The following is a 26,690-nucleotide window of genomic DNA, read 5'->3' as shown; positions in this document are numbered from 1 at the left end:
GCTAGCAACGGTAAGGAACGGGTCAAAGTTCAGAAGAACCCCGGAGCCTTTGTGTGAAACCCAGGAAATTCCCCCGGCTGAATGCCGTTCTCGACCGATTTGGTGTCAGGCTGATTGACAAAGTCACGGAACGGGACGAGCGCGCCCGGCTGGAGGCGTTCGAAAGGGCAGGCGGGCTGACCCGTCCGGCTTATTCGTTGTCACCGGGAATGGCCGAATTCGACATCTCGCAGCTGGTAGCCGAATATGGTGAACATGCCGCCGCTTTGGCTGCATTGAAAGATCCGTCCCGCAATCAAACCGGGTATAGGATCGGCAACGGGTATTATGACAGCCCAGATGCGGATGCGTTGTATCTTATGGTCCGTCGTTTCAAACCCAAGCGGGTGATTGAGGTTGGCTGCGGTAATTCAACGCGCGTGACACGGCAGGCTGTATTGGATGGCGGGCTGCAGACGCAAATCACCGCGATTGATCCTTATCCGCGCGCGGACATCGCGCAAGTTGTCGATCAATTCGAACAGAAACGGTTGGAAGAGGTCGATCCAGCCCTCTTCGAACAGCTTGAAGCGGGTGACATCCTGTTCATCGATTCCAGCCATGTTGTCCGGATGAGCAATGATGTCGCGCATCTGTTCTGTCGCATCATACCGGCCTTAAAACCGGGCGTTGTGATCCATGTGCACGATGTTTTTCTACCCTACGAATACCCCAAGCGGTTCTTCTATGACTGCCCGGGATGGGGCGAGCAATATATGTTGCATGCATTGTTGCAATCTAGTGCATATTCAATGCTTTGGCCTGGATACTTCTTGCAACAGGATCGCCAGGATGCGGTCGAAGCGCTACCGTTTTTGAAAGATGGGCGCGCGCAAAGTATTTGGGTTCAGGTCAAATAAATCTGACACTAAATTGATCCGGTGCAGCGAAACGCCCGTACCCCTTTCCATAACAACCTGGATAGGAGATCTCAAATATGTTTCGCCGTACTTTCCTGAGCGCCGCCGCCGCAATCGCACTTACCTTGCCGGTTCAAGCGAAGGCCGCCGATATCGTGGATACCGCCGTATCTGCCGGATCATTCACCACTCTGGTCGCGGCGGTTCAAGCGGCGGGTCTGGTCGATACGCTGAAAGGGGACGGTCCGTTCACCGTTTTTGCCCCCACGGATGAGGCCTTTGCCGCACTGCCCGAAGGGACGGTGGAATCGCTGCTACTGCCCGAGAACAAAGACCAACTGGTCGCAATCCTGACTTACCATGTGGTTCCGGCCAAAGTCATGTCAGGTGACATCGCTGGCAAGCGCGCCAAAGTCCTGACCGTGCAGGGTGATCGCCTGAGTGTGAATGGTAAGAACGGCGTAAAAGTGAATGGCGCCAAGGTTGTGCAGGCCGATATCGAGGCCAGCAATGGCGTGATCCACGTCGTCGATGCGGTGATCCTGCCGGAATAATTGGCAACCACCGTGTTCAAGCAAAAACCCCGGCCGTTATGGCCGGGGCGTTCTGTCAGACCAATCTGACCTTGGTGCCAACCTGAACCAGCGGGTACAATTCTTCAACATGCTGATTATAAAGGCCAATACATCCAGAAGAACTTTGGCGACCAATCTTGCGTGTATCGTGCGTGCCGTGCACCAGATATGCTGGCCAGCCCAGATACATCGCCCGCGTACCCAGCGGATTCCCGGACTCGCCACCTTCTATTCGGATGGGCAGGTTCGGGTCGCGCTCGCGCATTGAGGCGGTCGGGGTCCAGCTTGGGTTTTCGCGCTTGCGTACTACTTCGGTATAACCACGCCTTGTGAGTTCTTCGCTCATAGGGACTGAGCTGGGGTACAGTTTGTACGTCCCGTCAGCCCCCCAATAGTGTACAGCGCGGCTTGTGATATCTGCCAGCAGGCAGCCGACACCTAACTCATCGAAGTGATCCTGCCAATTCTGGTGCGAGAATGAGGAGACATTCCGCCGCACAGCGAGCTGTGTGCTGATCGCCTCTTCGTCGAGCGGGAAAGCATCGGCGCTGCTTTGAGCCCGCACCAATGCAGGTGTCATCAACAGAGACGCTGCACCTAACAATGCAGAGCGACGGGTCATGCGGGGATCTGACAAATTGGCCTCCGGTTCAGGAACTGCTCGCGCGAAACTGCGTGTAACTTATGTTTTGCTGATCAGATTTCCTAGGGAGTGTTGAGTGAATTTATTGTGAAGCGAACATCACAAGCGAAACTTGGCCGTGTATTAAAAAAGCCCGGCCAGTGGTGGCCGGGCTGTGTGGATCCGCCGCTTTCGTTTGGATCAGTCCATGGCTTTGAAGTTGAACTCGCCGCCTTCTTTGATGCCTGACGGCCAACGCGCGGTGACCGTTTTTGTGCGTGTATAGAATTTGAAGCTATCCGCACCATGCTGATTCAGGTCACCGAACATGGATTTCTTCCAGCCGCCAAAGGTGTGATAGGCCAAAGGAACCGGGATCGGAACGTTGATGCCGACCATGCCGATATTGATCCGGCTGGCAAAGTCACGCGCGGTATCTCCATCGCGGGTGAAAATCGCCGTGCCATTGCCGTATTCGTGATCCATAGCCAAGCCAATCGCTTCTTCGTACGATCCTGCGCGGACGGTCGACAAAACCGGACCAAAGATCTCTTGCTTATAGATGTCCATGTCGGGCGTCACGTGGTCAAACAGGTGAGGGCCGACGAAGAAGCCGTCCTCATAGCCCTGCAGGCTAAAGTCGCGATTATCGACAACCAGTTTGGCACCTTGTTCAACGCCCGAGCTGATCAGTCCCAAAATGCGCTCTTTGGCAGCACCGGTCACGACCGGTCCCATGTCAACATCATCGCCGGCAGTGTAGGGGCCGACCTTCAGTTTCTCGATACGCGGAATAAGCTTTTCGATCAGCGCGTCGGCGGTATCCTCTCCGACCGGGACGGCAACCGATACGGCCATGCAGCGTTCGCCAGCCGCGCCGAAACCGGCGCCAACCAGGGCATCTGCTGCCTGGTCAAGATCGGCGTCGGGCATGACGATCATGTGGTTCTTGGCACCGCCGAAACACTGCGCGCGTTTGCCGTTGGCCGTGGCGCGCGAATAGATGTACTGCGCGATTGGGGTCGAGCCTACAAAGGAAACGCCCTGAATGATCTCGCTGTCCAACAGGGTGTCCACGGCCTCTTTGTCGCCATTGACCACCTGGAACACACCTTTGGGCAAACCTGCCTCAACGAACAGTTCTGCCAGCATCAAAGGTACTGAGGGATCGCGTTCGGACGGTTTCAGAACAACCGCGTTGCCACAGGCCAGGGCAGGGCCCACATGCCACAGTGGCATCATGGCCGGGAAGTTGAACGGCATGATCGAGGCCACAACCCCTAAAGGCTGGCGCATAGAATACATGTCGATGCCTGGGCCCGCACTGTCGGTGAATTCGCCTTTCAACATCTGCGGAGCACCGATGCAGTATTCGATCACTTCCAGACCGCGCTGCAGATCGCCTTTCGCGTCAGGGATCGTCTTGCCGTGCTCGCGGCTCAGCGCTTCGGCCAGCTTGTCCATGTCGCGGTTCATCAGGTGAACCATCGCCATCATCACGCGCCCGCGTTTTTGCGGGTTCGTTGCACCCCAGGCCGGTTGTGCGGCTGCGGCGCTAGCAATGGCTGCTGTGGTCTCGGCAGCACTTGCCATCGGGCATTTGTACTGTACCTCGCCGGTAGCGGGGTTGAACACGTCATCATATCGGCCGGACGTGCCGGCGACATTCTCACCGTTGATGAAATGGGACAGTTCGTTCATTGCGAATTCCTCCGAAGGTCTGCGCGCAGAATAGGCTTGCATAAATGGCTTGAACAGAGGCAATGTCCCAAAGGTGTTTTGCAAAATTGCAAAGGTGAAGCGTGACACCTAATTGGGATGATATGAGGGTCTTTCTGGCCGTTGCCCGCGAAGAAAGCCTTTCGGCGGCGGGTCGATTGCTTCGGATTGACCCGGCTACGGTCGGTCGCCGTGTAGCGCGGTTGGAAGCGTCTCTGGATGCGCCGCTGTTTACCAAATCGCAGCAGGGATATGTGCTGACCTCAGCTGGTGAGCGTTTGATGGACCACGGTTTGAAAGCCGAAGAGGCGATGCGCGCTGCAGCAGGCGCCATGGCAGAACCATCTGAGAGGTTGAGCGGGCAAATCCGGATCGGCGCACCGGACGGGTGTGCGAATTACTTGTTGCCGCAGGTGTGTGGCAAGATTTGTGACACCAATCCCAATCTGGACATACAAATTCTGGCCTTGCCGCGCGTCATCAACCTTTCCCGCCGTGAAGCCGATATGGCCGTGACCGTTAGTGCACCGACCGCTGGAAAACTGCTTGTACAGAAAATTACCGATTACAAACTTCATCTTGTCGCAACGCAGGAATACCTTGCCGATCACCCTGCGGTTTATTCCATCAGCACGTTAGGGGGGCATCGTATGATCGGATACATACCTGATATGATATTCGACCGCGAACTGGACTATCTGGTCAATCTGGGTGTTGACCGAGTCGCGCTGGCCTCGAATTCGGTCTCTGTCCAACTGCGGCAGGTTTCGCAGGGATCAGGGATCTGCATTGCGCATGATTTCACACTGCCATTTCACCCGAAGTTGAAGAAAATATTGGTTGATCAAGTGAGTTTGACACGCAGTTTTCATCTGGTCCGACATCAAGGTGACCAACGAAACGAGCGGCTGAATCGGTTCGCGCAGGCCCTGTCCCAAGGGATTCGCGATGAAGTTGAGCGGCTTGAGGCTGAAGCTTCACCTTGACAGGCTATTTCATTCCGGCAACGCTTTGGAAAACACGAAGTTATTTCGGAGGTTACGTCAATGCTTGTTCAGGCCATTCTGAAATCCAAAGCCACCGGAGGCGTGGTGACAGTTGCTCCTTCGCGCACAGTTTCAGAGGTTGCAGGAATCCTTGCGGAAAAGCGCATCGGAACGGTGGTTGTATCAGAAGACGGCGGCAAGACCGCATCAGGCATCTTATCAGAGCGTGATATTGTGCGCGAACTGGCCGCAAGCGGCAGCGGATGCCTATCAAAACCCGTAAGCGCGTATATGACCCGCGAGCTGGTGACAGCGACGCAACAGGATACTGTCCAGGATATAATGTCGCGGATGACCGAAGGGCGCTTTCGCCATATGCCGGTTGTTGAGGACGGTAACCTCGTTGGCATTGTTACCCTAGGCGACGTTGTCAAAGCACAGCTTTCCGAACTGGCAATGGAAAAAGACGCATTGGAAGGCATGATCATGGGCCATTAAGCCCATAGAAACGCGACGCAACTACTTGCACCCATAGCCAAGTTATGTTTGCTTGCGCAGAAATTTCGTTGCGCAGGAGGCGGCAATGAGGGTTGGATTGTATCCCGGAACATTTGATCCGATCACCCTGGGTCATATTGATATCATCCGTCGCGCGGCTGCTCTGGTTGACAAGCTCGTGATTGGGGTGGCGATCAATCGGGAAAAGGGGCCGTTATTTTCGTTGGAAGAACGGGTCGAGATGATCGAAGCCGAATGTTCCTTTCTTTCCGAACAGACCGGAACTGAAATTGTCGCCCATCCTTTTGAAAACCTGCTTATCAACTGTGCCCGCGACGTAGGTGCTCAGGTCATCGTCAGAGGTCTGCGTGCTGTTGCGGATTTCGAGTATGAGTTCCAGATGGTCGGTATGAACCGCGCATTGGACGACTCGATCGAGACGGTGTTCCTTATGGCTGAGGCCCGCCATCAGGCGATTGCCTCGAAACTGGTGAAAGAGATCGCGCGATTGAACGGGGACGTGTCGAATTTCGTCACGCCCCGCGTAAATGACGCGCTGCGTGCGCGCTTAGGATAGCGCGCCCATCGCGGCCGCCGTGTCCAGCATCCGGTTCGAAAAGCCCCATTCATTGTCGTACCAGGCCAGCACCCGGACCAACGTGCCGTCTGTCACCTTGGTTTCAGCCAAAGAGACGGTCGAACTGTGTGCGTCGTGGTTGAAGTCGATCGACACTAGTGGGCGGCTTTCCGCAGCCAGGACACCGGGAATATTGGCCGCGGCATCAATGAACAACTGGTTGACCTCTTCTTCGGTTGTTGGGCGCGACACTTCGGCCACCAGATCCACAACCGAGACGTTCGGAGTGGGAACACGGATTGCCTGTCCAGTCAATTTACCTGCCAACTGGGGCAATACGAGACCTACGGCTGAGGCTGCCCCCGTAGTGGTGGGAATCATCGACAATGCAGCCGCGCGTGACAGATACGGGTCTTTTCCGGCGGTATCGTGAACTGGTTGGCTGGCTGTATAGGCATGAACGGTTGTCATGTTTCCGTGGACAATGCCCAAACCCTCGTCCAGCGCCGCAGCAACGGGCGACAAACAGTTGGTCGTGCAGGATGCGTTCGAAACGATCGTATCCTCGACGGTCAGTTCATAGTCATTTACCCCGAAGACGATGGTTTTGACCGCACCATCCCCGCGGGCAGGAGCAGAAATCAGAACTTTTTTGGCGCCGTTGTCAAAATGGCGCGCCGCGGCTTCGCGCGTGCGGAACACGCCTGTGCATTCGAGAACAACGTCAATATCGGACCAATCGAGTTTCTCAGGCTCGCGTTCGCTGGTTAGGCGGATCGGGCCTGCACCGACATCCAAACCGGCGTCGGTCAGGGAAACGGGCTTTGTATAACGTCCATGCACACTGTCGAATTCAAAGAGATGCGCGTTAATTTCGGGCTTGGCCAAATCGTTTATGGCCACGATCTGAACGTCGGTCCGCCCAGATTCCATCAAGGCCCGCAAAACACCGCGCCCGATCCGTCCAAATCCATTGATTGCCAACTTGAGTGTCATGGTCTGCTCCGTCTGGGTGTCTGTTATTGCAAAGTTAGCGCTAACAAAGCTAGATCAAGGAAAAAGTCAAGAAAAACCTCTGTCAGCGCCAGAAGGCGAGCCAGTCCAGGAAGGTGTAAAGTTTCTTTCCCAGGAAGATCAGGTTCTCAGAGTCGAACATTGCGTAATCGACTAGCAGACAGCCAAGTATTAGAAGGCCAAGCCAGATAGCAATTTGATTGGTCATGTTGGCCCCGAATGAAAACACCCGCCCAGATAAACTGAGCGGGTGTAAAGGTACAACATTTCTACGGCGTTTTAGTTAAGCCGTCCCATGGCAACGGCGACGTCTGCCATACGGACCGAGAAGGCCCATTCGTTGTCATACCAAGCCAGAACACGAACCATGCGGTTGTTAACGACCCGTGTCTGGTCTGGTGCGAAAATCGAGCTTTCTTCGGTATGATTGAAATCGGTCGAGACCAGCGGCGCGGGCTCATAGCCCACGACGCGCTGCATTGATCCCCGTGATGCTTCACGAACGATGGCATTAACATCTTCGACAGTCACGTCACGCGCCGCATGGAAAGTCAGGTCGACAGCAGAAACGTTTGGTGTTGGTACACGGATAGCCGAGCCGTCCAAACGACCCTTCAGGTTCGGCAGAACTTCGCCCAGAGCTTTGGCTGCACCTGTTGAAGTTGGGATCATGGACATTGCCGCAGCGCGCGCGCGATACAGGTCACTATGACGGCGATCCAGTGTCGGCTGGTCGCCGGTATAGGCATGGATCGTAGTCATGATACCGTGTTCGATCCCGATACCTTCGTCCAGCACCTTGGCAAGCGGAGCAAGGCAGTTCGTGGTGCAAGAGCCATTCGAAACCATTCTATCTTCAGTAACCAGGCTGTTGTGGTTCACGCCATAGACAATGGTTTTATCAACATTCTTACCTGGCGCAGACAAGAGAACCTTCTGAGCACCGCGTTCCAGATGCGTTTTGGCTTTCAGGCCATCGTTGAATTTTCCGGTGCACTCCAGAACGACGTCACAACCTTCCCAATCAAGCTCGTTCATATCGTAAGTCGAGAACACCTCCATTGGGCCGCGGCCCAAATCCATGGTGTTGCCTTCGATCGAAACATCGCGGGGAAAGCGGCCGTGGATGCTGTCGTATTTCAGCAGGTGGGCGGTGGTTTCCAATGGGCCGGTCGCGTTGACCTTGATCACTTCGATGTCGTTGCGGGCCGATGCCGCAATATGCGACAGGGTGCAGCGGCCGATACGGCCAAATCCATTGATGCCGACCTTGATGGTCATCTGACGTCTCCAAAAATGCGCTTGCTCTGCGGGGCATATAGCGGCACAGACGCTTTCTCAAAAGGGCAAAAGTGACATATTCTTAACGTGTTAGCGCAAACCTTCGCCGGTTGCGCTAACGCTTGCGCTAGCCGTCGGATCGGGTAGGGTCCCCTGGCGACAGGTGAGATGAGAGGAAACACGCATGAGTGGTTTGTTGGCACTGTTGGATGATGTTGCTGGCATAGCAAAGGTTGCTGCGGCGTCAGTGGACGATGTGGTCGCTGCCGCCGGCAAGGCCGGGGCCAAGACTGCGGGCGTGATCATCGACGATGCAGCAGTTACTCCGAAATATGTGCAGGGCTTTGCCCCGGCGCGGGAATTGCCGATCATCTGGCGCATTGCGCGCGGCTCGATTTTCAACAAGATTATCCTGCTGTTGCCAGTCGCCTTGTTGCTGGCCAATTTTGCACCCTGGTTGATAACGCCCTTGTTGATGCTTGGCGGGTCCTATTTGTGCTTCGAAGGGGCAGAAAAGATATTTCACCTGCTTTTCCCTCATGGCAGCCACGTTATAGACGAAGATATGAAGGTCAAAGACCCGGGCCATCTGGAAGAGCAGAAAGTCAAGGGTGCGATCAAAACCGATTTCATCCTGTCCGCCGAGATCATGACAATCGCCCTTGCCGCCATCGAGGCACCGAATATCCGGATGCAGGCGGCAACGCTGGCCGTTGTTGGACTAGGTGTGACCCTGGCCGTTTATGGCTCGGTCGCCTTGATCGTGAAGATGGACGATGTGGGCCTTTTCCTGGCGCGGAACGCACCAACGCCGATCGGGCGCGGATTGGGGCGTGGATTGGTCAAGGCGATGCCGGTTGTCATGAAAGTGCTGTCGATTGTCGGCACAGCTGCGATGCTGTGGGTTGGCGGCTCGATCATCATTCACGGGCTTGAGGTTCTGGGTTTTGGCTGGTTGGGGCATCAGATCCATGACATGGCCTATGCAGCCGGGCATGCGGTTTCGGCGCAATGGGAAGGTGCCGTGGAGTGGATTTCCAAAGCCACGATGGATGGCATATTCGGACTGGCCTGGGGGTTCGTGCTGATCCCGATTGCAACCAAAGTGGTCGCGCCGATTTTGTCTCGGAAATCTGAAACGCATTAATCAGAAAACGAAAAGGGCGGCGCATGGCCGCCCTTCGCTTGATATTTGAAATTGGGAATTACGGCTCCAGCAATTCCTTGACCTTTGCAACTGTGGCCTCGGCAGTGATGCCGAAATGTTTGTACAGTTCATCAGCGGGGGCAGACGCGCCAAAGCCCGACATGCCGATGAAGCCTGCCTTGGCGTCACGGCCGCGTTCACCCAGCAGCCAGCGGTCCCAGCCTCCGGCGCGGACGGCGGCCTCGATGCCGACACGGACGGCTCCACCGGGCAGAACCCGCTTGCGATACGCTTCATCCTGCTCGGCGAACAGTTCCATGCATGGCATCGACACGACGCGCGTGCCAATGCCCTCGGCCTCGAGCATCGCCTTGGCTTCCATCGCCAGCGACACTTCCGAACCGGTTGCGATCAGGATTGCCTGACGCTTGCCTTCGGCTTCGGCAAGAACATAGCCGCCTTGTGCAGTCAGGTTTTTGGTTTTGTGATCCTTGCGTACGGTCGGCACGCCCTGGCGGGTCAGGGACAAGACCGAAGGGCTGTCCTTGAAAGTCAGCGCCAGTTCCCAGGATTCCGCTGTTTCAACGGCATCCGCCGGGCGGAACACATAGGTATTCGGTGTCGCGCGCGAGATCGCCAGATGCTCGACCGGCTGGTGGGTCGGGCCGTCTTCGCCCAGACCGATCGAGTCATGGGTCATCACAAAGACAGTTGGTATCTTCATCAACGCCGCAAGACGCATCGAGGGCCGCGCATAGTCGGTGAACGCCATGAAGGTACCGCCATAGGGGCGGATGCCGCCATGCAGCGCCATACCGTTCATCGCGGCGGCCATGCCGTGTTCGCGGATTCCGTAGTGGATATAGCGACCCTTGCGGTTTTCCGGCAGGAACACGCCCATATCGGCCGATTTTGTGTTGTTCGAACCGGTCAGGTCGGCAGACCCGCCAATAGTTTCCGGCATGATCGGGTTGACCGCGTTCAGAACTTTCTCGGACGAGGCGCGGGTGGCCAGTTTGGGTTGGTCTTCCGACATCTGCTTTTTGAACGAGCGGATGGCACCGGCCAGCTTTTTGGGTGCCTCGAACGCATAAGAGCGGTTGAACTCGGCCTGTTTGCGTTCAGAGATCTGCGCGAAACGCTCCTCCCACGCAGACCGATCGGCCGCGCCGCGGGAACCGATTGCTTCCCAGGCAGTTTTGACATTTGCCGGAATTTCGAACGCGCCATGCGGGGCGGCATAGGCCTCTTTGGCCGCTTTCAGCTGTTCCTGATCGGTCAGGGCGCCGTGGCCTTTCGAGGTATCCTGCGCGGCGTGACCCAAAGCAATATGGCTTTCACAGGCGATCATGGTCGGCTTGTTTGACGATTTCGCCTTGGTGATCGCCTCGTCGATGGCCTGCGGATCATGGCCGTCAATCTCGATGACCTGCCAGCCCGAGGCGGCAAAACGTTTCACCTGATCGGTCCGGTCGGCGATGTCGACCGTGCCGTCGATGGTGATGTTGTTGTTGTCCCAGAACACGATCAGCTTACCCAGCTCGTGACGGCCGGCCAGCGTGATGGCCTCTTGGCTAACGCCTTCCATAAGGCAGCCGTCGCCCGCGATGACATAGGTATAGTGATCTACGATCTTCTTGCCGTAATGAGCGCGCTGAATTTCCTCGGCCATGGCAAAACCAACGGCGTTCGAGATCCCCTGACCCAGCGGGCCGGTTGTGGTTTCGATCCCGTTGACAAGGAAGTTCTCGGGGTGACCTGCAGTTTTTGCGCCCAGCTGACGGAAATTCTTGATCTGTTCCAGCGTAACGTCAGCGTTCCCAGTGAGATACAACAGCGAATAGATCAGCATCGAGCCGTGACCGGCGGACAGGATGAACCGGTCGCGGTCGGGCCAGTTTGGGGCCGAGGCGTCGAATTTCAGGTGCTTTTCGAACAGTACAGTCGCGACATCGGCCATGCCCATTGGCATACCGGAATGGCCGGAATTGGCGGCGGCGACGGCGTCGAGGGTCAATGTGCGGATGGCCGCAGCTTTGTCCCAGTGTTCGGGGTTGGCATTGCGCAGCGCAGTCAGGTCCACGGGTGTTGTTCCTTTGGATTACAGGCAGATGGCCGCTCAATACCATTCAGCCCTCAAAGTGCAAGTAGAACTGGGTGCTGCAGGGTTTTGCTGGATCAAGAATGTGACCCAAGTCGTTGAAAGCAAACAGTGGGTATTTTCGATGCCATTGGGTTAGACTAGGCCAAGACGCGTACAAGGTTGATTCGGATAACCTCGCGAAACAAGGAACCTTGATAAAAAGGTGGCAGGGGCATGAGCCAGATCGAAGAACTACAACGCCGTATTGTGGCCGCGATGGATCGGATTGGATCCGGCATTGCGACAATGGCGGAAGTTGGCGCAGGCAGCGGTGGAGAAGATGACACTCTGCGTGTAGCTCTGGATGATGAGAGGGTTGCGAATGCTCAACTTGAAGAGCGTCTCAGATCATTAAAAGAAAGGCACGATTCCGAAGTCGATGCCATGCGCCTAGAAATCGAAGGCTTGCGCAATACGCCGTCTGATAGTCAGGAAAGTGCAGCGCTGCGCGAGCAACTCGAAGATGCCAAGGCACAGCTTACTTCGGTCGAAGCCGCACGGGCCGAGTTGGCAAGCGCAAAGGCAGCATTGGAAGATCAGGATGTTGTCGAAGAACTGAAAGCCGAAAATGCCCGTCTTCGTTCGGAATTGGCGGATAGTGAACGCGTGGCGGAACTCAGTGCCGAGTTAGAAATGCTGCGCGCCGAACGCAGTAGCCATGGCTCGGCGATGTCGCGTCTGGATGATGATCTGCAGCGCATGCGCAAAGCCAACGAACAACTACGAATGTCGGTCGAAGAGCTGCGCACAGCTGCAGAAGACGGAATGACCGATGCGGATCTGTTGAACCGTGCCACAGCTGCCGAGCTTGAGGCAACGCGCGCAGCGCAGGCCACCGATGCGGCCGAAGCACATGCCGTGCTGGCCCGGTTGGAACCGTTGCTGTCTCAGGCGAAATTGGCCGAAGGAGAGGTGGAATAATGCCTGAATTGACCATTCAAATCGGGGGGCGCGGCTTTGAGGTTTCATGCCAGGAAGGCGAAGAGGTTTTCCTGCAAGCTGCTGCAAAATTGCTGGATGATGAAGCGCAGGTATTGTCGGATCAGATCGGTCGGATGCCTGAATCCCGGATGCTTTTGATGGCTGGATTGATGTTGGCAGACAAAGCCGCCGCCACAGGTGACAAAATCAACTCGCTGGAAAATAAGCTGGCGGAGGCCGAAGCCGAGCTTCGGAACCTGCGTAGCATGCCACAGCCCGAGCCGGAAAGAATTGAAGTTGCCGTGGTTCCACCTTCGGTCACTGACACCTTGGCAGAGTTGGCTGCTCGGGCCGAGGCAATGGCGGCATTCATAGAAGAAAAGTCAACGAAATGATAAATATGCGTACTATTGCTATTGCAACTTTCATGTCTGTGTCAGCGCAGGTTTCCTGGGCTGGGATCGATATTCTGCCCGTCACATTTACTTGTGATAACGGCGTGCCTCTTGAGGTTGCCTATTTCAATGCCGAGGACGGATCCAGCGCGGCAGCCATGATGGTCGACAATAAGCTGGTGACTTTGCGCCAAGCTCAGAGCGGCTCTGGTATCCGCTATGAATCCGACGGAACAACTGGCACTTACATCCTGCGCTCCAAAGGCTGGGACGCCACGGTGAGCTTTCTGGCGACAGGTGCAGATGCCGCCAGCGAGCAGGTCTTATTGGGAAATTGCGTCAGCCGCTGATCAGGCGTTTGCTTCCCTGATTTTATCAGCGGCTTCCTTGTTGTAGCCGACACCGTTTTCGTCAAACAGCGTGTCCAATTCGCCCGACAGGGTCATCTCGGTGATGATGTCGCATCCGCCTACGAACTCGCCTTTGACATAGAGTTGCGGAACAGTCGGCCAGTCAGAATAGTCCTTGATCCCCTGACGCAAGCCTTCGTCGGCCAGCACATTCACGTCAGAAAATTCTACGCCCATGTAGTTCAGCACGCCTGCCACGCGCGAGGAGAATCCGCATTGCGGCATTTCCTTGGTGCCTTTCATATATAGCACCACATCATTGGCTTTGACGGTCTCATCGATCTGGGTTTTCACGTCGGTCATGTTACTTTTCCTTGTCATCCGCATCCGGGGCGGTCGTTTCATCCTTTGATGGGGCGGCGACCCATCCTTCCTTTTCCAGCCGTCGGTGTTCGGCCTGCGCCAGAGCCAGCGGATTCAGCCCGTATCTCTCGATGCCGTCAACCTTGCTGATTTTGTCCGGGTTTGGACGCATGTCGACCAGTTTACGCTTTCTGTTTCGCTTCACATAGGCCTCGATCAGCGCGGCGGCAACTATCAAAGCCGCGATTGCTGAAATCCAAGCCAGCCATGTACTCATTTTTTTGGAGCCATGGCTTTAGCGTATTGCTGCGGATCTCGGGTCACCCTCGCCACAGTCGGGTGTCCACCGCCCGGGCCGCCCGTATGCACGCCATGAGTTATTAGTTGATCTCCTCGGCCGGGTTCGCTTCCGCGAGCTTTCTTATTGGTGCCGGGCAAAAAAGCTGATCGAACAACCAATATGCACCCAACCAGCGCCACCAAAGAGCAAATCCCGTAAATCCAGAAAGTCGTGCTCACTCAGGCACTTTCGTCGTCAGAGCCAGCGCGTGCAAGTCGCCATCCGGGCCGTCCATCTTGCCTTTTAGGGCTGCATAGACTGCTCGCTGTTGTTGCACCCGGTTTTTGCCACGAAAGCTCTCATCCACTACCATGGCCGACATATGTACGCCGTCGCTGCCGCCGACCTGAATGTCCGCATCGGGAAACGCGTCGCGCAGCAGGTTCTCAATCTCGTGGGCGCTCATCGGCATGTAGGTTTCTCCTGAAAGTCTTTCCCAAGATGTAGTGCGCCGGGGCGGGGCGCGCAAGGGTCAGATAGACGCCCCGAAATGACAAAAACCTGCACTTGTCAAAGTGCAGGTTTTCAGAAGCGCAGGTGCCAAAATCAGGCGACGGCTTCGGCGAAGCTGTTGCGGAAAGTGGCAGTCAGTTCATCAAGCAAGGCCTCAGAAGAGCCGATGCGGACGCTGTCGCCCGTGAACCGCCCGACCGATACCAGTGGAACGCCAGCCTGACCTGCGGCAATCATCAGGGCTTCGGCCTGGTCAAAGTTGCAGGCGACCAGATAACGGGCCTGATCCTCGCCAAACAGGAATTCGGTCGAGGCGTCGTCAAGCGTTATGCCGACGCCGGTTGCTTCGGCCAGTTCGAAGGCTGCCAATGCCAGACCACCATCGCCAAGATCGGTGCAAGCCTTGATCATCTCTCGGTTTGCGCGGATGAACTCTCCGTTGCGCTTTTCGGCATCCAGATCGACATGCGGCGCGTCGCCATCTTCGCGGTTGAACACTTCGGCCAGAAGGGCGGATTGGCCCAGATGCCCCTGCGTATCGCCGATGACCAGAGCCACGTGGCCGTCGCGGACCTCATTACCTATGATCTCGTCCGTGTGCGCCAGAAGGCCGACCGCTCCAATTGTCGGGGTCGGCAGGATCGCCTGACCGTCGGTTTCGTTGTAAAGTGACACGTTGCCGGACACGATGGGCATATCCAACGCTGCGACGGCCTTACCAATGCCTTGGATGGCACCGACGAACTGGCCCATGATCTCGGGCTTTTCCGGGTTGCCAAAATTCAGGTTGTCAGTGGTCGCCAGCGGCAATGCCCCGACGGCGGTCAGGTTGCGATAAGCTTCGGCAACAGCTTGCTTGCCGCCTTCTACAGGGTTGGCTCGCACATAGCGCGGGGTAACGTCACTGGTGAAAGCAAGAACTTTGTCGGTGCCGTGTACACGAACCATGCCGGCGCCCAGACCAGGCGTACGCACGGAATCAGCCATAACCATGGTGTCATACTGCTCGTAAACCCATTGCTTGCCCGCATAGTTTGGCGAAGCGAGCAGGGCGCGCAGACCGTCGATTGGGTCGATCTGAGGCACGTCGGCCAGATCTTCTGCTTGCGGTGTAGGCTCCCACGGGCGATCATATTCGGGCGCGGTTGAGGAGAGTTTGGACAGAACCAGATCGGCTTTGACCTCACCATTATGCATGATTAGAAAGCGATCTTCGGCGACGGTTTCACCCACGATGGCGAAATCCAGGTCCCATTTATCGAAAACGGCGCGAGCCTCGGCCTCAAGCTCGGGTTTGAGAACCATCAACATGCGTTCTTGGGATTCCGACAGCATCATCTCATAGGCTGTCATGTTCTCTTCGCGCTGGGGGACGTTTTCCAGATCAAGCCGAACGCCCAGACCGCCTTTGTCACCCATCTCAACTGCGGAACAGGTCAGGCCCGCCGCGCCCATATCTTGGATCGAGATCACCGCGCCGGTCTGCATCAGCTCCAGCGTCGCTTCCATCAGGCGTTTTTCGGTGAACGGGTCGCCAACCTGAACGGTGGGGCGCTTTTCCTCGATCGTGTCGTCAAATTCGGCGCTGGCCATGGTGGCTCCGCCCACGCCGTCGCGTCCGGTCTTGGCCCCAAGATAGACAACCGGCATGCCGACGCCCGATGCGGCTGAGTAGAAAATCTTGTCACTGTCAGCCAGCCCGGCTGCGAAGGCATTCACAAGGCAGTTGCCATTATAGGCCGGGTGAAAGCGCACTTCGCCGCCAACGCAAGGGACGCCGAAACAGTTGCCATAGCCGCCGATACCTTCGACCACGCCATTGACCAGCTGACGGGTCTTGTGGTGGCCGGGTTCACCAAAAGACAGCGCGTTCATCGAGGCGATTGGGCGCGCACCCATGGTGAAAACGTCGCGCAGGATACCTCCAACCCCGGTGGCCGCACCTTGATAGGGTTCGATGTAAGACGGATGGTTGTGGCTTTCCATCTTGAAGACCACGGCCTGACCATCGCCGATATCGACCACACCTGCATTTTCACCCGGTCCGCAGATCACCTGGGGTCCAGAGGTGGGCAGGGTGCGCAGCCATTTCTTGGAGGATTTGTAGGAACAATGCTCGTTCCACATGGCCGAGAAAATGCCCAACTCGGTAAAGGTTGGCTCGCGCCCGATAATCTCCAGGATCATCTCGTATTCTTCGGGTTTCAACCCGTGCGCGGCAATCAGATCCGGTGTGATGGCGGGCTCTTGCATCGTTTGTCCTGTATCCATGGTGGCCGAGATTGCGGGCCTTGTAGGGCAAGGGCGCGTCTGTGGGAAGGGCCAAGTCAGCGCAGGGTCGAATAACGTAACCGGCATATGCCAATTTCGAGCTTTTCTGCGCTTTGTGTACCCAGAAAAAGAAACGGAACCGCGCCAGTGGCCGGTTCCGTCTATAGTACTTCCTGCCAGGCGGCCCAAAAGCCGCGTGGCGTCTGTATCTGGTCTTTAAGCTGGGGTTTCTCCCTTGTTGATCGAGTCCGCCGCAGCGGCCCCAACAGCAGCTTTTTGTTGTTCGGTAAGGTTCTCGGCCTCTTCCAGACCAGGAATTGCTACGCGAACTTCGCGGCGGGCAAAGTCGATGCCATTGGCATTGAACTCGGCCTTCACCCGGTTGAAGATTTCCTTGCGAAGCGTGAACTGCTTGCCCGGCTTGGCCATGAACTTGCCGCGGATGATCATGCCAACATCGTCAAAGTCGAACACACCTTGCGATTTAAAGGGCTGCAAGAAGCCTTCTTTGTGGGTTTCGTCCGCCATCATCTCGGCGCCGATCTTCTTGAAGATCTTCTTGACCTTGTTGGGATCAGTGTCAAACGGCACGGTGAACTTTAGCTTCATGATCACCCAGTCACGGCTGAAATTGGTCAGCTTTTGAATCTCGCCATAGGGGATCGTGTGAACGGGCCCACGGTGATGGCGGAGCTGCATCGAGCGGATCGAGATTTTCTCGACGGTGCCCATGGTGCCACCGACATCGACATATTCACCCACGCGAAACGCATCGTCGATAAGGAAGAAGACACCGCCGACGATATCAGCCACCAGCTTCTGAGCGCCGAAACCGATCGCAAGACCAAGGACACCGGCACCTGCCAGAAGTGGGGTGATGTTGATGCCCAGCGCGCCCAATGCGAGCAGGCCGAAGATGACCGCAATCGTGACTTGCGCCGTGATCCGCAGCAGGGGAAGAACCGTCGCCAGACGTGAGCCGCCTGCGCCGCCACCCTCGCCACCGGCCTCTTCATCCAGCTCTTCTGCCGTTGTCTGTTCCTTGGCAAGACGACGGTTGATCCATAGTGAGACGACCTCGTTCAAGATGTATCCGACAGCGATGATCATCAGGAATTCGATAACCGTACCGCCAACGTCGGTTCCGATCCCGGCAGAGGCGACATGTCGAAGATCAAGCTGCCAGACCCGCGCGATCATAAAGACCACAAACAGGCCCGCCAGCACGCGACCGATCCGGATATAGCTGCGCTTGGCTGATTTATAGGCGCGTTCGGCCAATGGTCCGTCGCCCAACATTGGGGGTTGAAGATGGCGCACTAGGCCACGGATCAGCGTATCAAGCGCTGGTGCGATCAGCAGCCAGAACATCGTCGTGAAATGTGGCCCTTTGCCAAGCAGGGCAAGTGTTCTGGGATCACGCTGTGCGATCAGGAATTCGACCAGGAACCATATCACCACCGAAACGCCGATAGCGAAGTAGGGATAGTAATGAGCGACCTTTTCATCGAATTTGGTGTGATCCGGGTCCGTGCCCAACATCATCTGAGACAACCCTTCGCGCGCGGTCCAAGCGATGATCCCAATGTATATATGGATGCCAGCGTTCAGCCAGAAACCGATACGCGTATCGGCCGGGGTGATACCGTTAAGCAAGTTGAACCGTACGATAAAGAGCGTGAGGCCGATCAATAGAAGAAGGCCAATCAGGTTGCGATGCAGATATTTGGCCCAATGATCGTCTATGTTGACCAACCGGTAATGTGGCTTTTTGGGCGCCAGCACAAAGCGTGAGGCGGCTGCGCCCAGACGCGGAATCCAAATCAGGTAGAAAACGAATGGGGCGGCATAGGTAAGCTGTTCTGTCGTCAGCAAGCCCCGTCCAATCGCCCGGATAACAACATAGAACACAACAAGCCCTGCGATTTCCCGGCAGAAACGGCGGAACAAGTAACGTACCGCGCTCCAAAGATCAGCATCGGAATTCCCATCGGGCTCTTCGTGCCATTTGCGGGTGAGAAACCCAAACAATTTCTCAGCAGCGTATCCGGCCACCAGAACTGCTAGGATCAACCCAAACAGGCCAAACACCCCGGTAGATCCGAATTTCGCTGAGAAATTGCTGAACGCCACAACCTGGGCGCCGACGATATTTGGCAATGTGGTCAAAACCTGCGTCCAAGAGGTAACCATCTCGGCCCAGATTTCACTGATTTCGGTAAGCGGATCTTCATGGTTTTCGTTTGCTGCCGCCTGCTTTTCTGCAACCGCATCGAGCCGTTCCAGCAAAATGGCGCGAACCTGATCGTCGGACATACGTGCCACCAAGCCATCAACCTGATCGGGCGTCAGGTCCTCTGGAATTGTGACCGTAGACGACACGGCCCCACTGTCTTGTGCGTGTACTGGTACCGCAAGAAGAATGGCGGAAATCAACGCCAGTAATAGGCGGAGTGGATGGTGCATGAATTTTCCCTCGAACACGAATTTTTGATCTTTTACGGGATTATAGGCGCGGAGGTGGAAATTTCCCAGCAATTTTCGGCTGTTCGGTGTCACCGATTAAGTCAGGGCCAAAAAAAAGGCCGAGCACTAAGCTCGGCCGTAGTCCAACAGGGAGGTATGAAGATGATGAGCGTTACAGCATCACCGCCTTCGAGTGCTCATTTAGGCATCAGTTTGATAACGATCAAGGCGTTTCAGTGTGATAGTCCGTCATGTCCGCTATGACGTTGACGCATAGCTATAGTTTCCCCATTTTCTTCAGGTGTTTACGCTGCGCGATGATCTCGTCCTGCACAAAATCGCGGAAGGCTGCCACGCGTTTGGAGTGGCGTAACTCTTCGGGGTAGGCGAGATAAACAGGAACGTCTGCCGTTTCGATGTCTGAAAGTACCGGCAGCAGATGCGGGAAATCATGCGTGACATAATCGGGCAGCAAGCCAATTCCCAGATTGTGCAGTACGCCCTGCAAGACACCGAAATAGTTGTTCACTGTCAGCAACGACGCCGGGTTATAGGTCATCAGATGCCGTACCATTGCCGCACTGGCCCCTACTTGGGGGGCTGAGGGGGTCTGACAGATAAGTCGATGGCTCGAGATTTCTTCGAGGGAGGCAGGTTGACCGCTTTCCTTTAGATATTCCGGGGTAGCATAAAGCAGCATCTGTACTGTCATCAGGCGCTTGCGCACCAGATCTGCCTGGCTAGGCTCTTTCATACGAATGGCGACATCGGCCTCGCGCATTGGCAGGTCAAGAACGCGTTCCTCAAGCATGAGGTCGATATTTAGGTCCGGGTATTGTTCATACAGCTTTGGCAACCTCGGAGCGAGCCATAGGGTCCCGAACCCAAATGTGGTTGTGACCCGTAGCACACCAAAGACTTCTTCTTCGCTGTCTCGTATGCGCGCCGCTGCCGCGTCCAGTCGCTTGGACATTGCCGAGGTGGCGTCGAACAGCAGCTCACCCTGTTCGGTCAGAATCAGACCGCGGGCGTGACGATGGAACAACGTCGAATCAAGTGACTCTTCCAATGCCCGAATTTGTCTGCTGACTGCCGATTGAGATAGGTTCAGCTTATCGCCTGCATGTGTCAGGCTGCCCGCATCTGCAACCGCGTGAAATATCCTAAGCTTGTCCCAATCCATCGCCGCAACTTTCGTTATCCTGCCGAACGCCTATATGAAATAGGTGACAACTTCTACATTCAAACGGCGAAATCCTTGCGTTTCAGAGGATAAGCCCTAGGCAGGTCAGTTATTATGACCTAATATGGAAGCAGATGAAGCACACTGATCTGACGAGGGGAGGCGTTTGATGAGTAAGCCACAAATTTCTTTGAACGACCGTTTCGACCTAAGCAAAAACACGGTTTTATTGAACGGCACTCAGGCGCTTGTGCGCCTTATGCTGATGCAAAAAGCGCGCGACACGAAATCGGGTCTGAACACTGCAGGATTGGTGACGGGATACCGCGGATCGCCTCTTGGAGCGGTCGACCAGCAGATGATGCGCGCGCAGAAACAGCTGACAGAAAGCCATGTCACTTTTCAATACGGTCTGAACGAGGATCTTGCGGCAACCGCGCTTTGGGGCAGTCAGCAGGCCGGGTTAAGGGGTGACGGCAAGTTCGATGGCATCTTTGGTCTGTGGTACGGAAAAGGACCTGGTGTAGATCGGTCAGGCGACGTGATGCGCCATGCCAATATGGCAGGGACTGCGGCACATGGTGGCGTTCTGATGGCCATGGGTGATGATCACACGGGCGAAAGCTCGACCGTGCTGCATCAGTCCGAGTGGTCGTTGGTTGATATGTACATGCCAGTGGTCAGCCCGGCCGGAGTACAGGAGATACTCGACTACGGCGTTTACGGATTCGCGCTCAGCCGGTTCGCCGGTGTCTGGGTCGGCCTCAAGACCATGAAGGACACGATAGAGGTGACTTCGGTCGTTGATGGCAACCCCGATCGCATGAAAGTCGTGGTGCCTGAGTTTGATATGCCCGAAGGAGGGCTGAACATCCGGCTTGGCGATACGCCTCATCTGCAGGAAGAGCGCATTATTGATTACAAGCGTTTTGCGGCTGAAACGTTTTCACGCGCTAACCGGATGGACAAACGTGTCTGGGGCAAACCCGGTGCAAAGATCGGACTGGTGGCCGCTGGCAAGAACTGGCTGGACCTCGCCCATGCGCTTTCCCTGCTGAATATTGATGAGGCCGAAGCCGAGCGCCTTGGCATCACGACCTATAAGGTCGGACAGACATTCCCTCTGGATATGTCCGGATTTCATGACTGGGCAGAAGGTTTGGACCTGATTGTAATCGTTGAGGAAAAGCGCAAACTGATCGAGGTTCAGGTTAAGGAAGCGATCTTTGACGACCGCCGTGGTCGACGAGTCTATGGCTGGTACAAGGGCGGTGCTGGGACGCTACACCGGGAAGAGCTGTTTCCCACCCGCGGTGCCCTTGATCCGAACATGATCGCTGAAAAACTGGGCGGTATTCTGATTGAAGAAGGCCGTGATACCGACGGGGTCCGCGCAGGTTTGACCAAGCTGACCGAAGCGCGCCGGGCGGACAATGCCGAGGAAATAGCCTCGCGCCTTCCGTATTTCTGTTCTGGATGCCCGCATAACAGTTCGACCAAGGTACCAGACGGAAGCCGGGCCTATGCAGGCATCGGATGCCATTACATGGTTCAGTGGATGGATCGAAGCACATTTGGCTTTACTCAGATGGGTGGCGAAGGGGCAAACTGGATCGGGGAAGAGCCGTTCTCGACCACCAATCATGTGTTCCAGAACCTCGGAGACGGCACCTATAACCATTCCGGTGTTCAGGCGATCCGGGCAGCTTTGTCGGCGGGTACGAACATCACCTTCAAGATTCTGTTCAACGATGCAGTCGCAATGACGGGCGGGCAGGGCAATGAGGGTGATCTGACCGCCGAAAGGATCGCGGCCGAGGTCAAGGCTATGGGCGTCACACATGTCGCGCTGGTCTATGACGAAAAAGAAGATGTAAACTTCAAAGCCTTACCCGCAGGGGTAGAGAGCTTTGAGCGCGCCGAACTGATGACTGTGCAAGAGAAATTCCGCACCTATGAGGGCGTCTCGGTCATCGTCTATGTCCAGACCTGCGCCGCTGAGAAACGCCGTCGTCGTAAACGCGGAACCTTTCCCGACCCGGACAAAAGGGTCTTTATCAATACGGATGTCTGTGAGGGCTGCGGTGACTGCGGCATCCAATCGAACTGTGTTTCGATTGTTCCCAAGGAAACCGAACTTGGCCGGAAACGCGCGATTGACCAATCAAGCTGTAACAAGGATTTTTCGTGTCTGAGTGGGTTCTGCCCCTCCTTTGTGACGCTGGAAGGCGCGAAGATTCGCAAAGAAGCGACGACCGAACTTGATCTGCCCGATCTTCCGATGCCCGAGCTGCCTGAAATAGTGGGCACACATAATGTTGTCATCACCGGCATCGGTGGGACCGGAGTTGTCACGCTGGGCGCGATTCTGGCACAGGCGGCCCAGATTGACGGCAAAGGCGCCGGAATGATGGAGATGGCAGGCTTGGCCCAGAAAGGCGGTGCGGTTCATATTCATTGCCGTATTGCCAACCGGCCAGAAGATATCAGTGCAATACGTGTGGCAACGGGTGAAGCCGACACATTGATCGGTGGTGATTTGGTTGTGTCCGCCGGGGCCAAAACACTTGGCCTGACACGCTTGGGTCAGACCGGAGCGGTGGTCAACAGCCACGAAACCGTTACCGGTGACTTCACGCGCGACACTAAGTTTAGGATTCCTGGTGAGAGGCTGGAATTGGCGCTGCAAGCACGATTGAAAGAAGACGTTTCCCTGTTTGATGCCACTGAGCTTGCGCGCGCAGTGATGGGAGACTCAATCTATTCGAACATGATGGTTTTTGGGGCCGCATGGCAGCGCGGGCTGATACCCGTCAGCCTCGATGCGGTGATTGCAGCCATTGATCTGAACGGAACGGCGGTTGAACGCAATAAAAGAGCCTTTGAGATCGGTCGTTGGGCGGTTTTACACCCGGAAAAAGTCGATGAGATTCTACGGCCAAGTGTTTCCAACCTCCCGAAATCACCAGAGCAGGTCATCGCGTTCCGCGCAGATCATCTGACCCAGTATCAAAGCGCTCGTTTGGCGAAACGCTACCGCAAAATCGTTGACTCGTTTGAGGATGCAGAAATTCGTGATGCTGTCGCAAAAGGATATCATAAACTGTTGTCTTACAAAGACGAATACGAAGTAGCCCGGTTGTTACTGTCCAGTCGGGAGAAAGCCGCCGCTGAATTTGATGGCGAATTCAAAATGACATTCCACCTTGCCCCACCGCTGCTTGGTGGCAAAGGACCAGATGGCCGACCCCGCAAACGGAGTTTCGGCGAATGGATGCTGAAGCCGCTGAAATTCATGTCTCGGCTAAAAGTTCTTCGAGGTACTCCGCTGGATATCTTTGGCTATAGTGTCGAACGTCGAATGGAGCGTGAGCTGATCAAGCAATATGAGCGTGATCTCAAAGAGATCACTCCGCTGATTTCCATCCAAACAAAGGATGCCGTAATTTCGCTCGCTAAGTTGCCCCTGGATATCAAAGGTTTTGGACCCGTCCTTAAGGCGAATGAGGCGAGCGCCGCCAAACGCAGAGAAGAATTGTTGACCACGATACGGAACGGAGGACCTGAATTACAGGCCGCCGCCGAGTAATTCGTCACAACCGTGTCACGACAGCTAGGCAAAATTGTTACTTGCATTTAAAATGCAGGTACAAAACCGGAGACTTCCATGCCCTCGCGACGCCATGTTGCACGTGACATTTCTTATGCCTATTCCGCCGAAACCAAAAGCGGACGGATGGTCATCAAGCTTATGGAGAACACCACAGGCCGCCTGCGCCTTATCAGGCGTGCTGATGGGTACGAAAAAGACGTGGCCAACGGGCGAGATTTCTGGTCGGTCATGGTTGAGAGATACGGTTTGTCTCTGGATGTGGTTGGCGGGTCATTGTCTAATATTCCCCGTGATGGCTCTCTGATTCTGATTGCCAATCACCCATACGGAATTCTGGATGGGTTGATGATGGGGCACATGTTGTCCAGTACGCGTGGGGATTTTCGCATTCTGGCCAACCATGTGTTTCGTAAGGCAGAGGATCTGAATCGGGTCGTTCTGCCGATTTCATTCGACGATACAAAAGCTGCGATGAAGCAGAACCTCGAGACCCGCAAGAAAGCTTTGAACTATCTGGGCGAGGGCGGCGCGATTGGCATATTTCCCGGCGGTACCGTCAGCACAGGGGCAAAGCCTTTCTCGTACCCGATGGACCCGGGCTGGCGTGGCTTCACAGCGCGGATGGTTGCCAAATCAGACGCGACAGTTGTGCCGGTCTTTTTTGACGGTCATACCTCACGCCTGTTTCAGATCGCCAGCCATCTGCACAATACATTGCGCATGGGATTGCTGATCAAGGAATTCAAAAAACGCGTTGATACCCCGGTCCAAGTGGTGATCGGAGAGCCCATCGGCCGCGACGTTCTGGACCCGTTGGCCAAGGATACGCGCAAGATGATGGATTTCTTGCGCAAAGCAACGTATGAGCTGTCTCCAAAGCCACTAAAGTCTTATGACTATGGCTATGAATTTGAGGAACGGCATCGCGCCTAAAGGGGCAAATGGCAGTAGGCATTTTTGATTCTGGTTTGGGCGGTCTGACCGTTCTGAACGCCGCGCAGAAACGTCTTCCCGACGTTGATTTCCTGTATTACGCGGACAGCGCACATGCGCCTTACGGGGTGCGTGATGTAGAGAATATCTATGAGCTGACCCGGGGTGCGGTGAACGACCTCTGGAACCGGGGCTGTGATCTGGTGATTCTGGCCTGCAATACGGCCAGCGCTGCTGCTTTGCGGCGGATGCAGGAAGAGGGCGTGCCTCAAGGCAAGCGCGTCTTGGGCGTTTTTGTTCCATTGATCGAAGCGCTGACTGAGCGGCAATGGGGTGACAACAGCCCGCCGCGTGAAGTCGCGGTCAAACATGTCGCTTTGTTTGCGACCCCGGCCACCGTATCCAGTCGCGCGTTTCAACGCGAATTGGCCTTTCGTGCGATTGGCGTAGATGTTGAGGCGCAGGCCTGCGGTGGGGTCGTTGATGCCATCGAGGAAGGCGACATGATCCTGGCCGAAGCGCTGGTGCGAAGCCATGTGGACGCCCTGAAACGCAAGATGCCAGAGCCTCAGGCCGCAATTCTGGGCTGTACGCACTATCCCTTAATGGCTGAGGCGTTTCAGAAGGCCTTAGGACCCGACGTTGAGGTGTTCAGCCAGGGTGATCTGGTTGCAGAAAGTCTGGCAGACTATTTGCAGCGGCATCCGAATATGCAGGGTGCGGCAAAGGGCGGTTATCTGACCACTGGTAAGCCAGGCGTTGTCAGTGATCGCGCCACCCAGTTCCTCCGACGACAAATTACTTTCGAGGCTGTCTGACTTTGGTCAAAGACGCGGCCTGAAAGAACCCGTAATCCCATGACTGTCACAGTGGCGGGCATGAACAGTGGCATACAGTTTCAAGAGGTCCAAGATGACCCACAAAATCGCAATTCTGGGCGCTTCGGGTTATACCGGCGCTGAACTGGTTCGGTTGATCGCCGAGCATCCGAATATGGAAATCGCTGCACTTTCTGCCGAGCGGAAAGCCGGACAGTCGATGGCGCAGGTATTTCCACATTTGCGGCACTTGAAATTACCGGTTCTTTGCAAAATTTCAGAAATCGACTTTTCAGGGATCGACCTGTGCTTTTGCGCGCTGCCACATAAAACCAGCCAGGAAGTTATCCGCGATCTGCCGAAGGACCTGAAAATCATCGACCTGTCCGCCGATTTCCGGCTACGCGACCCTGAGGAATATGAAAAATGGTATGGCAACCCTCATGCGGCTTTGGAGCAGCAGGAGGAGGCCGTTTACGGCCTGACCGAGTTTTATCGCGATCAAATTTGCACGGCCCGTTTGGTTGCCGGAACAGGTTGCAACGCCGCTACCGGACAATATGTATTGCGTCCCTTGATTTCGGCCGGTGTCATTGATCTGGATGACATCATTCTGGACCTCAAATGCGCTGTGTCTGGTGCCGGGCGGTCGCTGAAAGAAAACCTGCTGCATGCCGAACTTAGCGAAGGGTATAACGCATATGCAGTTGGCGGTACGCATCGGCATTTAGGGGAATTCGATCAAGAATTTTCTGCCCTTGCAGGGCGCCCGGTCAATGTTCAGTTCACTCCGCATCTGGTTCCAGCAAACCGGGGTATCCTAGCCACTACATATGTCAAAGGTGACCCCACGAGCGTTTATGAAGCGCTTGTGAAAACCTATGAAAGCGAACCATTTATCCAGATTCTGCCATTTGGCGAAACACCCTCGACCCACCATGTGCGCGGCTCGAATTTCTGCCATATCGGCGTGGTCAGCGACCGGATCGAGAGGCGCGCCATTGTGATCGGAGCACTGGATAACCTGACAAAAGGTAGCAGTGGCCAAGCCTTGCAGAACGCTAACCTAATGTTAGGTGAAGCTGAAACTGCGGGTCTGATGATGGCCCCACTTTTCCCATGA

At 55.6% G+C, this 26,690-nt stretch carries 25 protein-coding genes; 13 read left to right on the top strand and 12 right to left on the bottom strand.

Translation table 11 applies throughout. From position 1 onward, the window contains the following. The first annotated feature begins 53 nt into the window (after nucleotides 1-53). Both AC2FH9_RS01255 and AC2FH9_RS01250 read left to right on the top strand, forming a co-directional pair. Nucleotides 54-899: a class I SAM-dependent methyltransferase gene (locus AC2FH9_RS01255; RefSeq protein ID WP_496870476.1), complete on the top strand. Its 846-nt coding sequence runs from the start codon at nucleotides 54-56 to the stop codon at nucleotides 897-899. Nucleotides 900-976: 77 nt separating this feature from the next. Next, a complete protein-coding gene (locus AC2FH9_RS01250) occupies nucleotides 977-1,453 on the top strand; it encodes a fasciclin domain-containing protein (RefSeq protein ID WP_496695341.1) in 477 nt (158 codons plus the stop codon). A 55-nt stretch (nucleotides 1,454-1,508) separates the two neighbouring features. Here AC2FH9_RS01250 and AC2FH9_RS01245 read toward each other — a convergent pair whose 3' ends face one another. Further along, entirely contained in the window at nucleotides 1,509-2,096 is a 588-nt protein-coding gene (locus AC2FH9_RS01245) for a L,D-transpeptidase (protein ID WP_185956612.1), read from the bottom strand. A gap of 201 nt (nucleotides 2,097-2,297) precedes the next feature. Then, nucleotides 2,298-3,797, bottom strand: a complete 1,500-nt coding sequence (locus AC2FH9_RS01240; protein ID WP_281972157.1) for a CoA-acylating methylmalonate-semialdehyde dehydrogenase — start codon at nucleotides 3,795-3,797, stop codon at nucleotides 2,298-2,300. Between the two features lie 101 nt (nucleotides 3,798-3,898). Here AC2FH9_RS01240 and AC2FH9_RS01235 point away from each other — a divergent pair, with 101 nt between their 5' ends. From AC2FH9_RS01235 to coaD, 3 genes are all read left to right on the top strand, one after another. Then, nucleotides 3,899-4,801 (top strand): LysR family transcriptional regulator, encoded by a 903-nt coding sequence (locus tag AC2FH9_RS01235; RefSeq protein ID WP_496870474.1) that lies wholly within the window; start codon nucleotides 3,899-3,901, stop codon nucleotides 4,799-4,801. A gap of 60 nt (nucleotides 4,802-4,861) precedes the next feature. Then, nucleotides 4,862-5,299, top strand: coding sequence for a CBS domain-containing protein (locus AC2FH9_RS01230; RefSeq protein WP_142634023.1), 438 nt, complete (start codon nucleotides 4,862-4,864; stop codon nucleotides 5,297-5,299). A gap of 85 nt (nucleotides 5,300-5,384) precedes the next feature. Next, nucleotides 5,385-5,876 (top strand): pantetheine-phosphate adenylyltransferase, encoded by a 492-nt coding sequence (gene coaD / locus AC2FH9_RS01225; protein WP_142634021.1) that lies wholly within the window; start codon nucleotides 5,385-5,387, stop codon nucleotides 5,874-5,876. Here coaD and gap (AC2FH9_RS01220) read toward each other — a convergent pair. The 3 genes from gap (AC2FH9_RS01220) to gap (AC2FH9_RS01210) form a co-directional block, all read right to left on the bottom strand. Beyond that, nucleotides 5,868-6,872 carry a type I glyceraldehyde-3-phosphate dehydrogenase gene (gene gap, locus AC2FH9_RS01220; RefSeq protein ID WP_496748996.1) on the bottom strand — a complete coding sequence of 335 codons (1,005 nt, stop codon included), beginning with the start codon at nucleotides 6,870-6,872 and terminating at the stop codon, nucleotides 5,868-5,870. The two genes, coaD and gap (AC2FH9_RS01220), sit on opposite strands and share 9 nt — an antisense overlap. Nucleotides 6,873-6,954: 82 nt before the next feature. Next, entirely contained in the window at nucleotides 6,955-7,098 is a 144-nt protein-coding gene (locus AC2FH9_RS01215) for a hypothetical protein (protein WP_496679620.1), read from the bottom strand. A gap of 71 nt (nucleotides 7,099-7,169) precedes the next feature. Continuing rightward, entirely contained in the window at nucleotides 7,170-8,171 is a 1,002-nt protein-coding gene (gene gap, locus AC2FH9_RS01210) for a type I glyceraldehyde-3-phosphate dehydrogenase (protein WP_142634017.1), read from the bottom strand. A gap of 184 nt (nucleotides 8,172-8,355) precedes the next feature. Between gap (AC2FH9_RS01210) and AC2FH9_RS01205 the strand changes: the two genes are divergently transcribed. After that, the gene (locus AC2FH9_RS01205) at nucleotides 8,356-9,318 is read left to right on the top strand and encodes a DUF808 domain-containing protein (RefSeq protein WP_496870471.1); all 963 of its coding nucleotides are present in this window, start codon (nucleotides 8,356-8,358) and stop codon (nucleotides 9,316-9,318) included. Between the two features lie 58 nt (nucleotides 9,319-9,376). Here AC2FH9_RS01205 and tkt read toward each other — a convergent pair whose 3' ends face one another. After that, nucleotides 9,377-11,401 (bottom strand): transketolase, encoded by a 2,025-nt coding sequence (gene tkt / locus AC2FH9_RS01200; protein ID WP_496870470.1) that lies wholly within the window; start codon nucleotides 11,399-11,401, stop codon nucleotides 9,377-9,379. A gap of 234 nt (nucleotides 11,402-11,635) precedes the next feature. Here tkt and AC2FH9_RS01195 point away from each other — a divergent pair, with 234 nt between their 5' ends. Genes AC2FH9_RS01195 through AC2FH9_RS01185 form a run of 3 tightly spaced genes read left to right on the top strand, consistent with a single transcriptional unit; the run spans nucleotide 11,636 to nucleotide 13,127 of the window. Beyond that, on the top strand, nucleotides 11,636-12,382 hold the full coding sequence (locus AC2FH9_RS01195; protein WP_496748995.1) for a hypothetical protein: 747 nt from the start codon (nucleotides 11,636-11,638) through the stop codon (nucleotides 12,380-12,382). Further along, complete coding sequence (locus AC2FH9_RS01190) at nucleotides 12,382-12,777, top strand: cell division protein ZapA (RefSeq protein WP_281994664.1); 396 nt, start codon at nucleotides 12,382-12,384, stop codon at nucleotides 12,775-12,777. Before AC2FH9_RS01195 ends, AC2FH9_RS01190 begins: the two co-directional genes overlap by 1 nt. Nucleotides 12,778-12,809: 32 nt before the next feature. Beyond that, on the top strand, nucleotides 12,810-13,127 hold the full coding sequence (locus AC2FH9_RS01185) for an MliC family protein (RefSeq protein ID WP_271946931.1): 318 nt from the start codon (nucleotides 12,810-12,812) through the stop codon (nucleotides 13,125-13,127). On the opposite strand, the gene grxD is transcribed toward AC2FH9_RS01185, so the two are convergent. From grxD to AC2FH9_RS01155, 6 genes are all read right to left on the bottom strand, one after another. Beyond that, nucleotides 13,128-13,490, bottom strand: coding sequence for a Grx4 family monothiol glutaredoxin (grxD, locus tag AC2FH9_RS01180; protein ID WP_496748994.1), 363 nt, complete (start codon nucleotides 13,488-13,490; stop codon nucleotides 13,128-13,130). A gap of 1 nt (nucleotide 13,491) precedes the next feature. Continuing rightward, nucleotides 13,492-13,767: a hypothetical protein gene (locus AC2FH9_RS01175; protein WP_496870468.1), complete on the bottom strand. Its 276-nt coding sequence runs from the start codon at nucleotides 13,765-13,767 to the stop codon at nucleotides 13,492-13,494. 238 nt (nucleotides 13,768-14,005) lie between these two features. After that, nucleotides 14,006-14,242: a BolA/IbaG family iron-sulfur metabolism protein gene (locus tag AC2FH9_RS01170; protein WP_142634001.1), complete on the bottom strand. Its 237-nt coding sequence runs from the start codon at nucleotides 14,240-14,242 to the stop codon at nucleotides 14,006-14,008. A gap of 134 nt (nucleotides 14,243-14,376) precedes the next feature. Beyond that, nucleotides 14,377-16,536: a phosphoribosylformylglycinamidine synthase subunit PurL gene (gene purL / locus AC2FH9_RS01165; RefSeq protein WP_496700435.1), complete on the bottom strand. Its 2,160-nt coding sequence runs from the start codon at nucleotides 16,534-16,536 to the stop codon at nucleotides 14,377-14,379. Between the two features lie 234 nt (nucleotides 16,537-16,770). Then, nucleotides 16,771-19,020 carry a mechanosensitive ion channel family protein gene (locus tag AC2FH9_RS01160; RefSeq protein ID WP_282027424.1) on the bottom strand — a complete coding sequence of 750 codons (2,250 nt, stop codon included), beginning with the start codon at nucleotides 19,018-19,020 and terminating at the stop codon, nucleotides 16,771-16,773. Nucleotides 19,021-19,297: 277 nt separating this feature from the next. After that, a complete protein-coding gene (locus tag AC2FH9_RS01155) occupies nucleotides 19,298-20,203 on the bottom strand; it encodes a LysR family transcriptional regulator (protein ID WP_142633997.1) in 906 nt (301 codons plus the stop codon). 169 nt (nucleotides 20,204-20,372) lie between these two features. On the opposite strand from AC2FH9_RS01155, the gene AC2FH9_RS01150 reads away from it, so the two are divergent. The 4 genes from AC2FH9_RS01150 (at nucleotide 20,373) to argC (ending at nucleotide 26,690) form a co-directional block, all read left to right on the top strand. Next, nucleotides 20,373-23,792 carry an indolepyruvate ferredoxin oxidoreductase family protein gene (locus AC2FH9_RS01150; protein ID WP_496870466.1) on the top strand — a complete coding sequence of 1,140 codons (3,420 nt, stop codon included), beginning with the start codon at nucleotides 20,373-20,375 and terminating at the stop codon, nucleotides 23,790-23,792. Between the two features lie 78 nt (nucleotides 23,793-23,870). Then, the gene (locus AC2FH9_RS01145) at nucleotides 23,871-24,749 is read left to right on the top strand and encodes a lysophospholipid acyltransferase family protein (protein ID WP_496748989.1); all 879 of its coding nucleotides are present in this window, start codon (nucleotides 23,871-23,873) and stop codon (nucleotides 24,747-24,749) included. An 8-nt stretch (nucleotides 24,750-24,757) separates the two neighbouring features. Beyond that, nucleotides 24,758-25,567, top strand: coding sequence for a glutamate racemase (gene murI, locus AC2FH9_RS01140; RefSeq protein WP_271946944.1), 810 nt, complete (start codon nucleotides 24,758-24,760; stop codon nucleotides 25,565-25,567). A gap of 94 nt (nucleotides 25,568-25,661) precedes the next feature. Then, a complete protein-coding gene (argC, locus tag AC2FH9_RS01135) occupies nucleotides 25,662-26,690 on the top strand; it encodes an N-acetyl-gamma-glutamyl-phosphate reductase (RefSeq protein ID WP_496695358.1) in 1,029 nt (342 codons plus the stop codon).

The organism is Ruegeria sp. CDSC081 (assembly GCF_059610485.1).
The sequence above is the reverse complement of the archived record's forward strand: the minus strand, read 5'-3'. Positions and strand labels throughout refer to the sequence as shown.

Coding starts and splice junctions, on each gene's coding strand:
- AC2FH9_RS01250 (WP_496695341.1), top strand. CDS start 977: ATGTTTCGCCGTACTTTCCTGAGCGCCGCCGCCGCAATCGCACTTACC.
- AC2FH9_RS01245 (WP_185956612.1), bottom strand. CDS start 2,096: ATGACCCGTCGCTCTGCATTGTTAGGTGCAGCGTCTCTGTTGATGACA.
- AC2FH9_RS01240 (WP_281972157.1), bottom strand. CDS start 3,797: ATGAACGAACTGTCCCATTTCATCAACGGTGAGAATGTCGCCGGCACG.
- AC2FH9_RS01230 (WP_142634023.1), top strand. CDS start 4,862: ATGCTTGTTCAGGCCATTCTGAAATCCAAAGCCACCGGAGGCGTGGTG.
- coaD (WP_142634021.1), top strand. CDS start 5,385: ATGAGGGTTGGATTGTATCCCGGAACATTTGATCCGATCACCCTGGGT.
- gap (WP_496748996.1), bottom strand. CDS start 6,872: ATGACACTCAAGTTGGCAATCAATGGATTTGGACGGATCGGGCGCGGT.
- AC2FH9_RS01215 (WP_496679620.1), bottom strand. CDS start 7,098: ATGACCAATCAAATTGCTATCTGGCTTGGCCTTCTAATACTTGGCTGT.
- gap (WP_142634017.1), bottom strand. CDS start 8,171: ATGACCATCAAGGTCGGCATCAATGGATTTGGCCGTATCGGCCGCTGC.
- AC2FH9_RS01205 (WP_496870471.1), top strand. CDS start 8,356: ATGAGTGGTTTGTTGGCACTGTTGGATGATGTTGCTGGCATAGCAAAG.
- AC2FH9_RS01195 (WP_496748995.1), top strand. CDS start 11,636: ATGAGCCAGATCGAAGAACTACAACGCCGTATTGTGGCCGCGATGGAT.
- AC2FH9_RS01190 (WP_281994664.1), top strand. CDS start 12,382: ATGCCTGAATTGACCATTCAAATCGGGGGGCGCGGCTTTGAGGTTTCA.
- AC2FH9_RS01185 (WP_271946931.1), top strand. CDS start 12,810: ATGTCTGTGTCAGCGCAGGTTTCCTGGGCTGGGATCGATATTCTGCCC.
- grxD (WP_496748994.1), bottom strand. CDS start 13,490: ATGACCGACGTGAAAACCCAGATCGATGAGACCGTCAAAGCCAATGAT.
- AC2FH9_RS01175 (WP_496870468.1), bottom strand. CDS start 13,767: ATGAGTACATGGCTGGCTTGGATTTCAGCAATCGCGGCTTTGATAGTT.
- AC2FH9_RS01170 (WP_142634001.1), bottom strand. CDS start 14,242: ATGCCGATGAGCGCCCACGAGATTGAGAACCTGCTGCGCGACGCGTTT.
- purL (WP_496700435.1), bottom strand. CDS start 16,536: ATGCAAGAGCCCGCCATCACACCGGATCTGATTGCCGCGCACGGGTTG.
- AC2FH9_RS01160 (WP_282027424.1), bottom strand. CDS start 19,020: ATGCACCATCCACTCCGCCTATTACTGGCGTTGATTTCCGCCATTCTT.
- AC2FH9_RS01155 (WP_142633997.1), bottom strand. CDS start 20,203: ATGGATTGGGACAAGCTTAGGATATTTCACGCGGTTGCAGATGCGGGC.
- AC2FH9_RS01150 (WP_496870466.1), top strand. CDS start 20,373: ATGAGTAAGCCACAAATTTCTTTGAACGACCGTTTCGACCTAAGCAAA.
- AC2FH9_RS01145 (WP_496748989.1), top strand. CDS start 23,871: ATGCCCTCGCGACGCCATGTTGCACGTGACATTTCTTATGCCTATTCC.
- murI (WP_271946944.1), top strand. CDS start 24,758: ATGGCAGTAGGCATTTTTGATTCTGGTTTGGGCGGTCTGACCGTTCTG.
- argC (WP_496695358.1), top strand. CDS start 25,662: ATGACCCACAAAATCGCAATTCTGGGCGCTTCGGGTTATACCGGCGCT.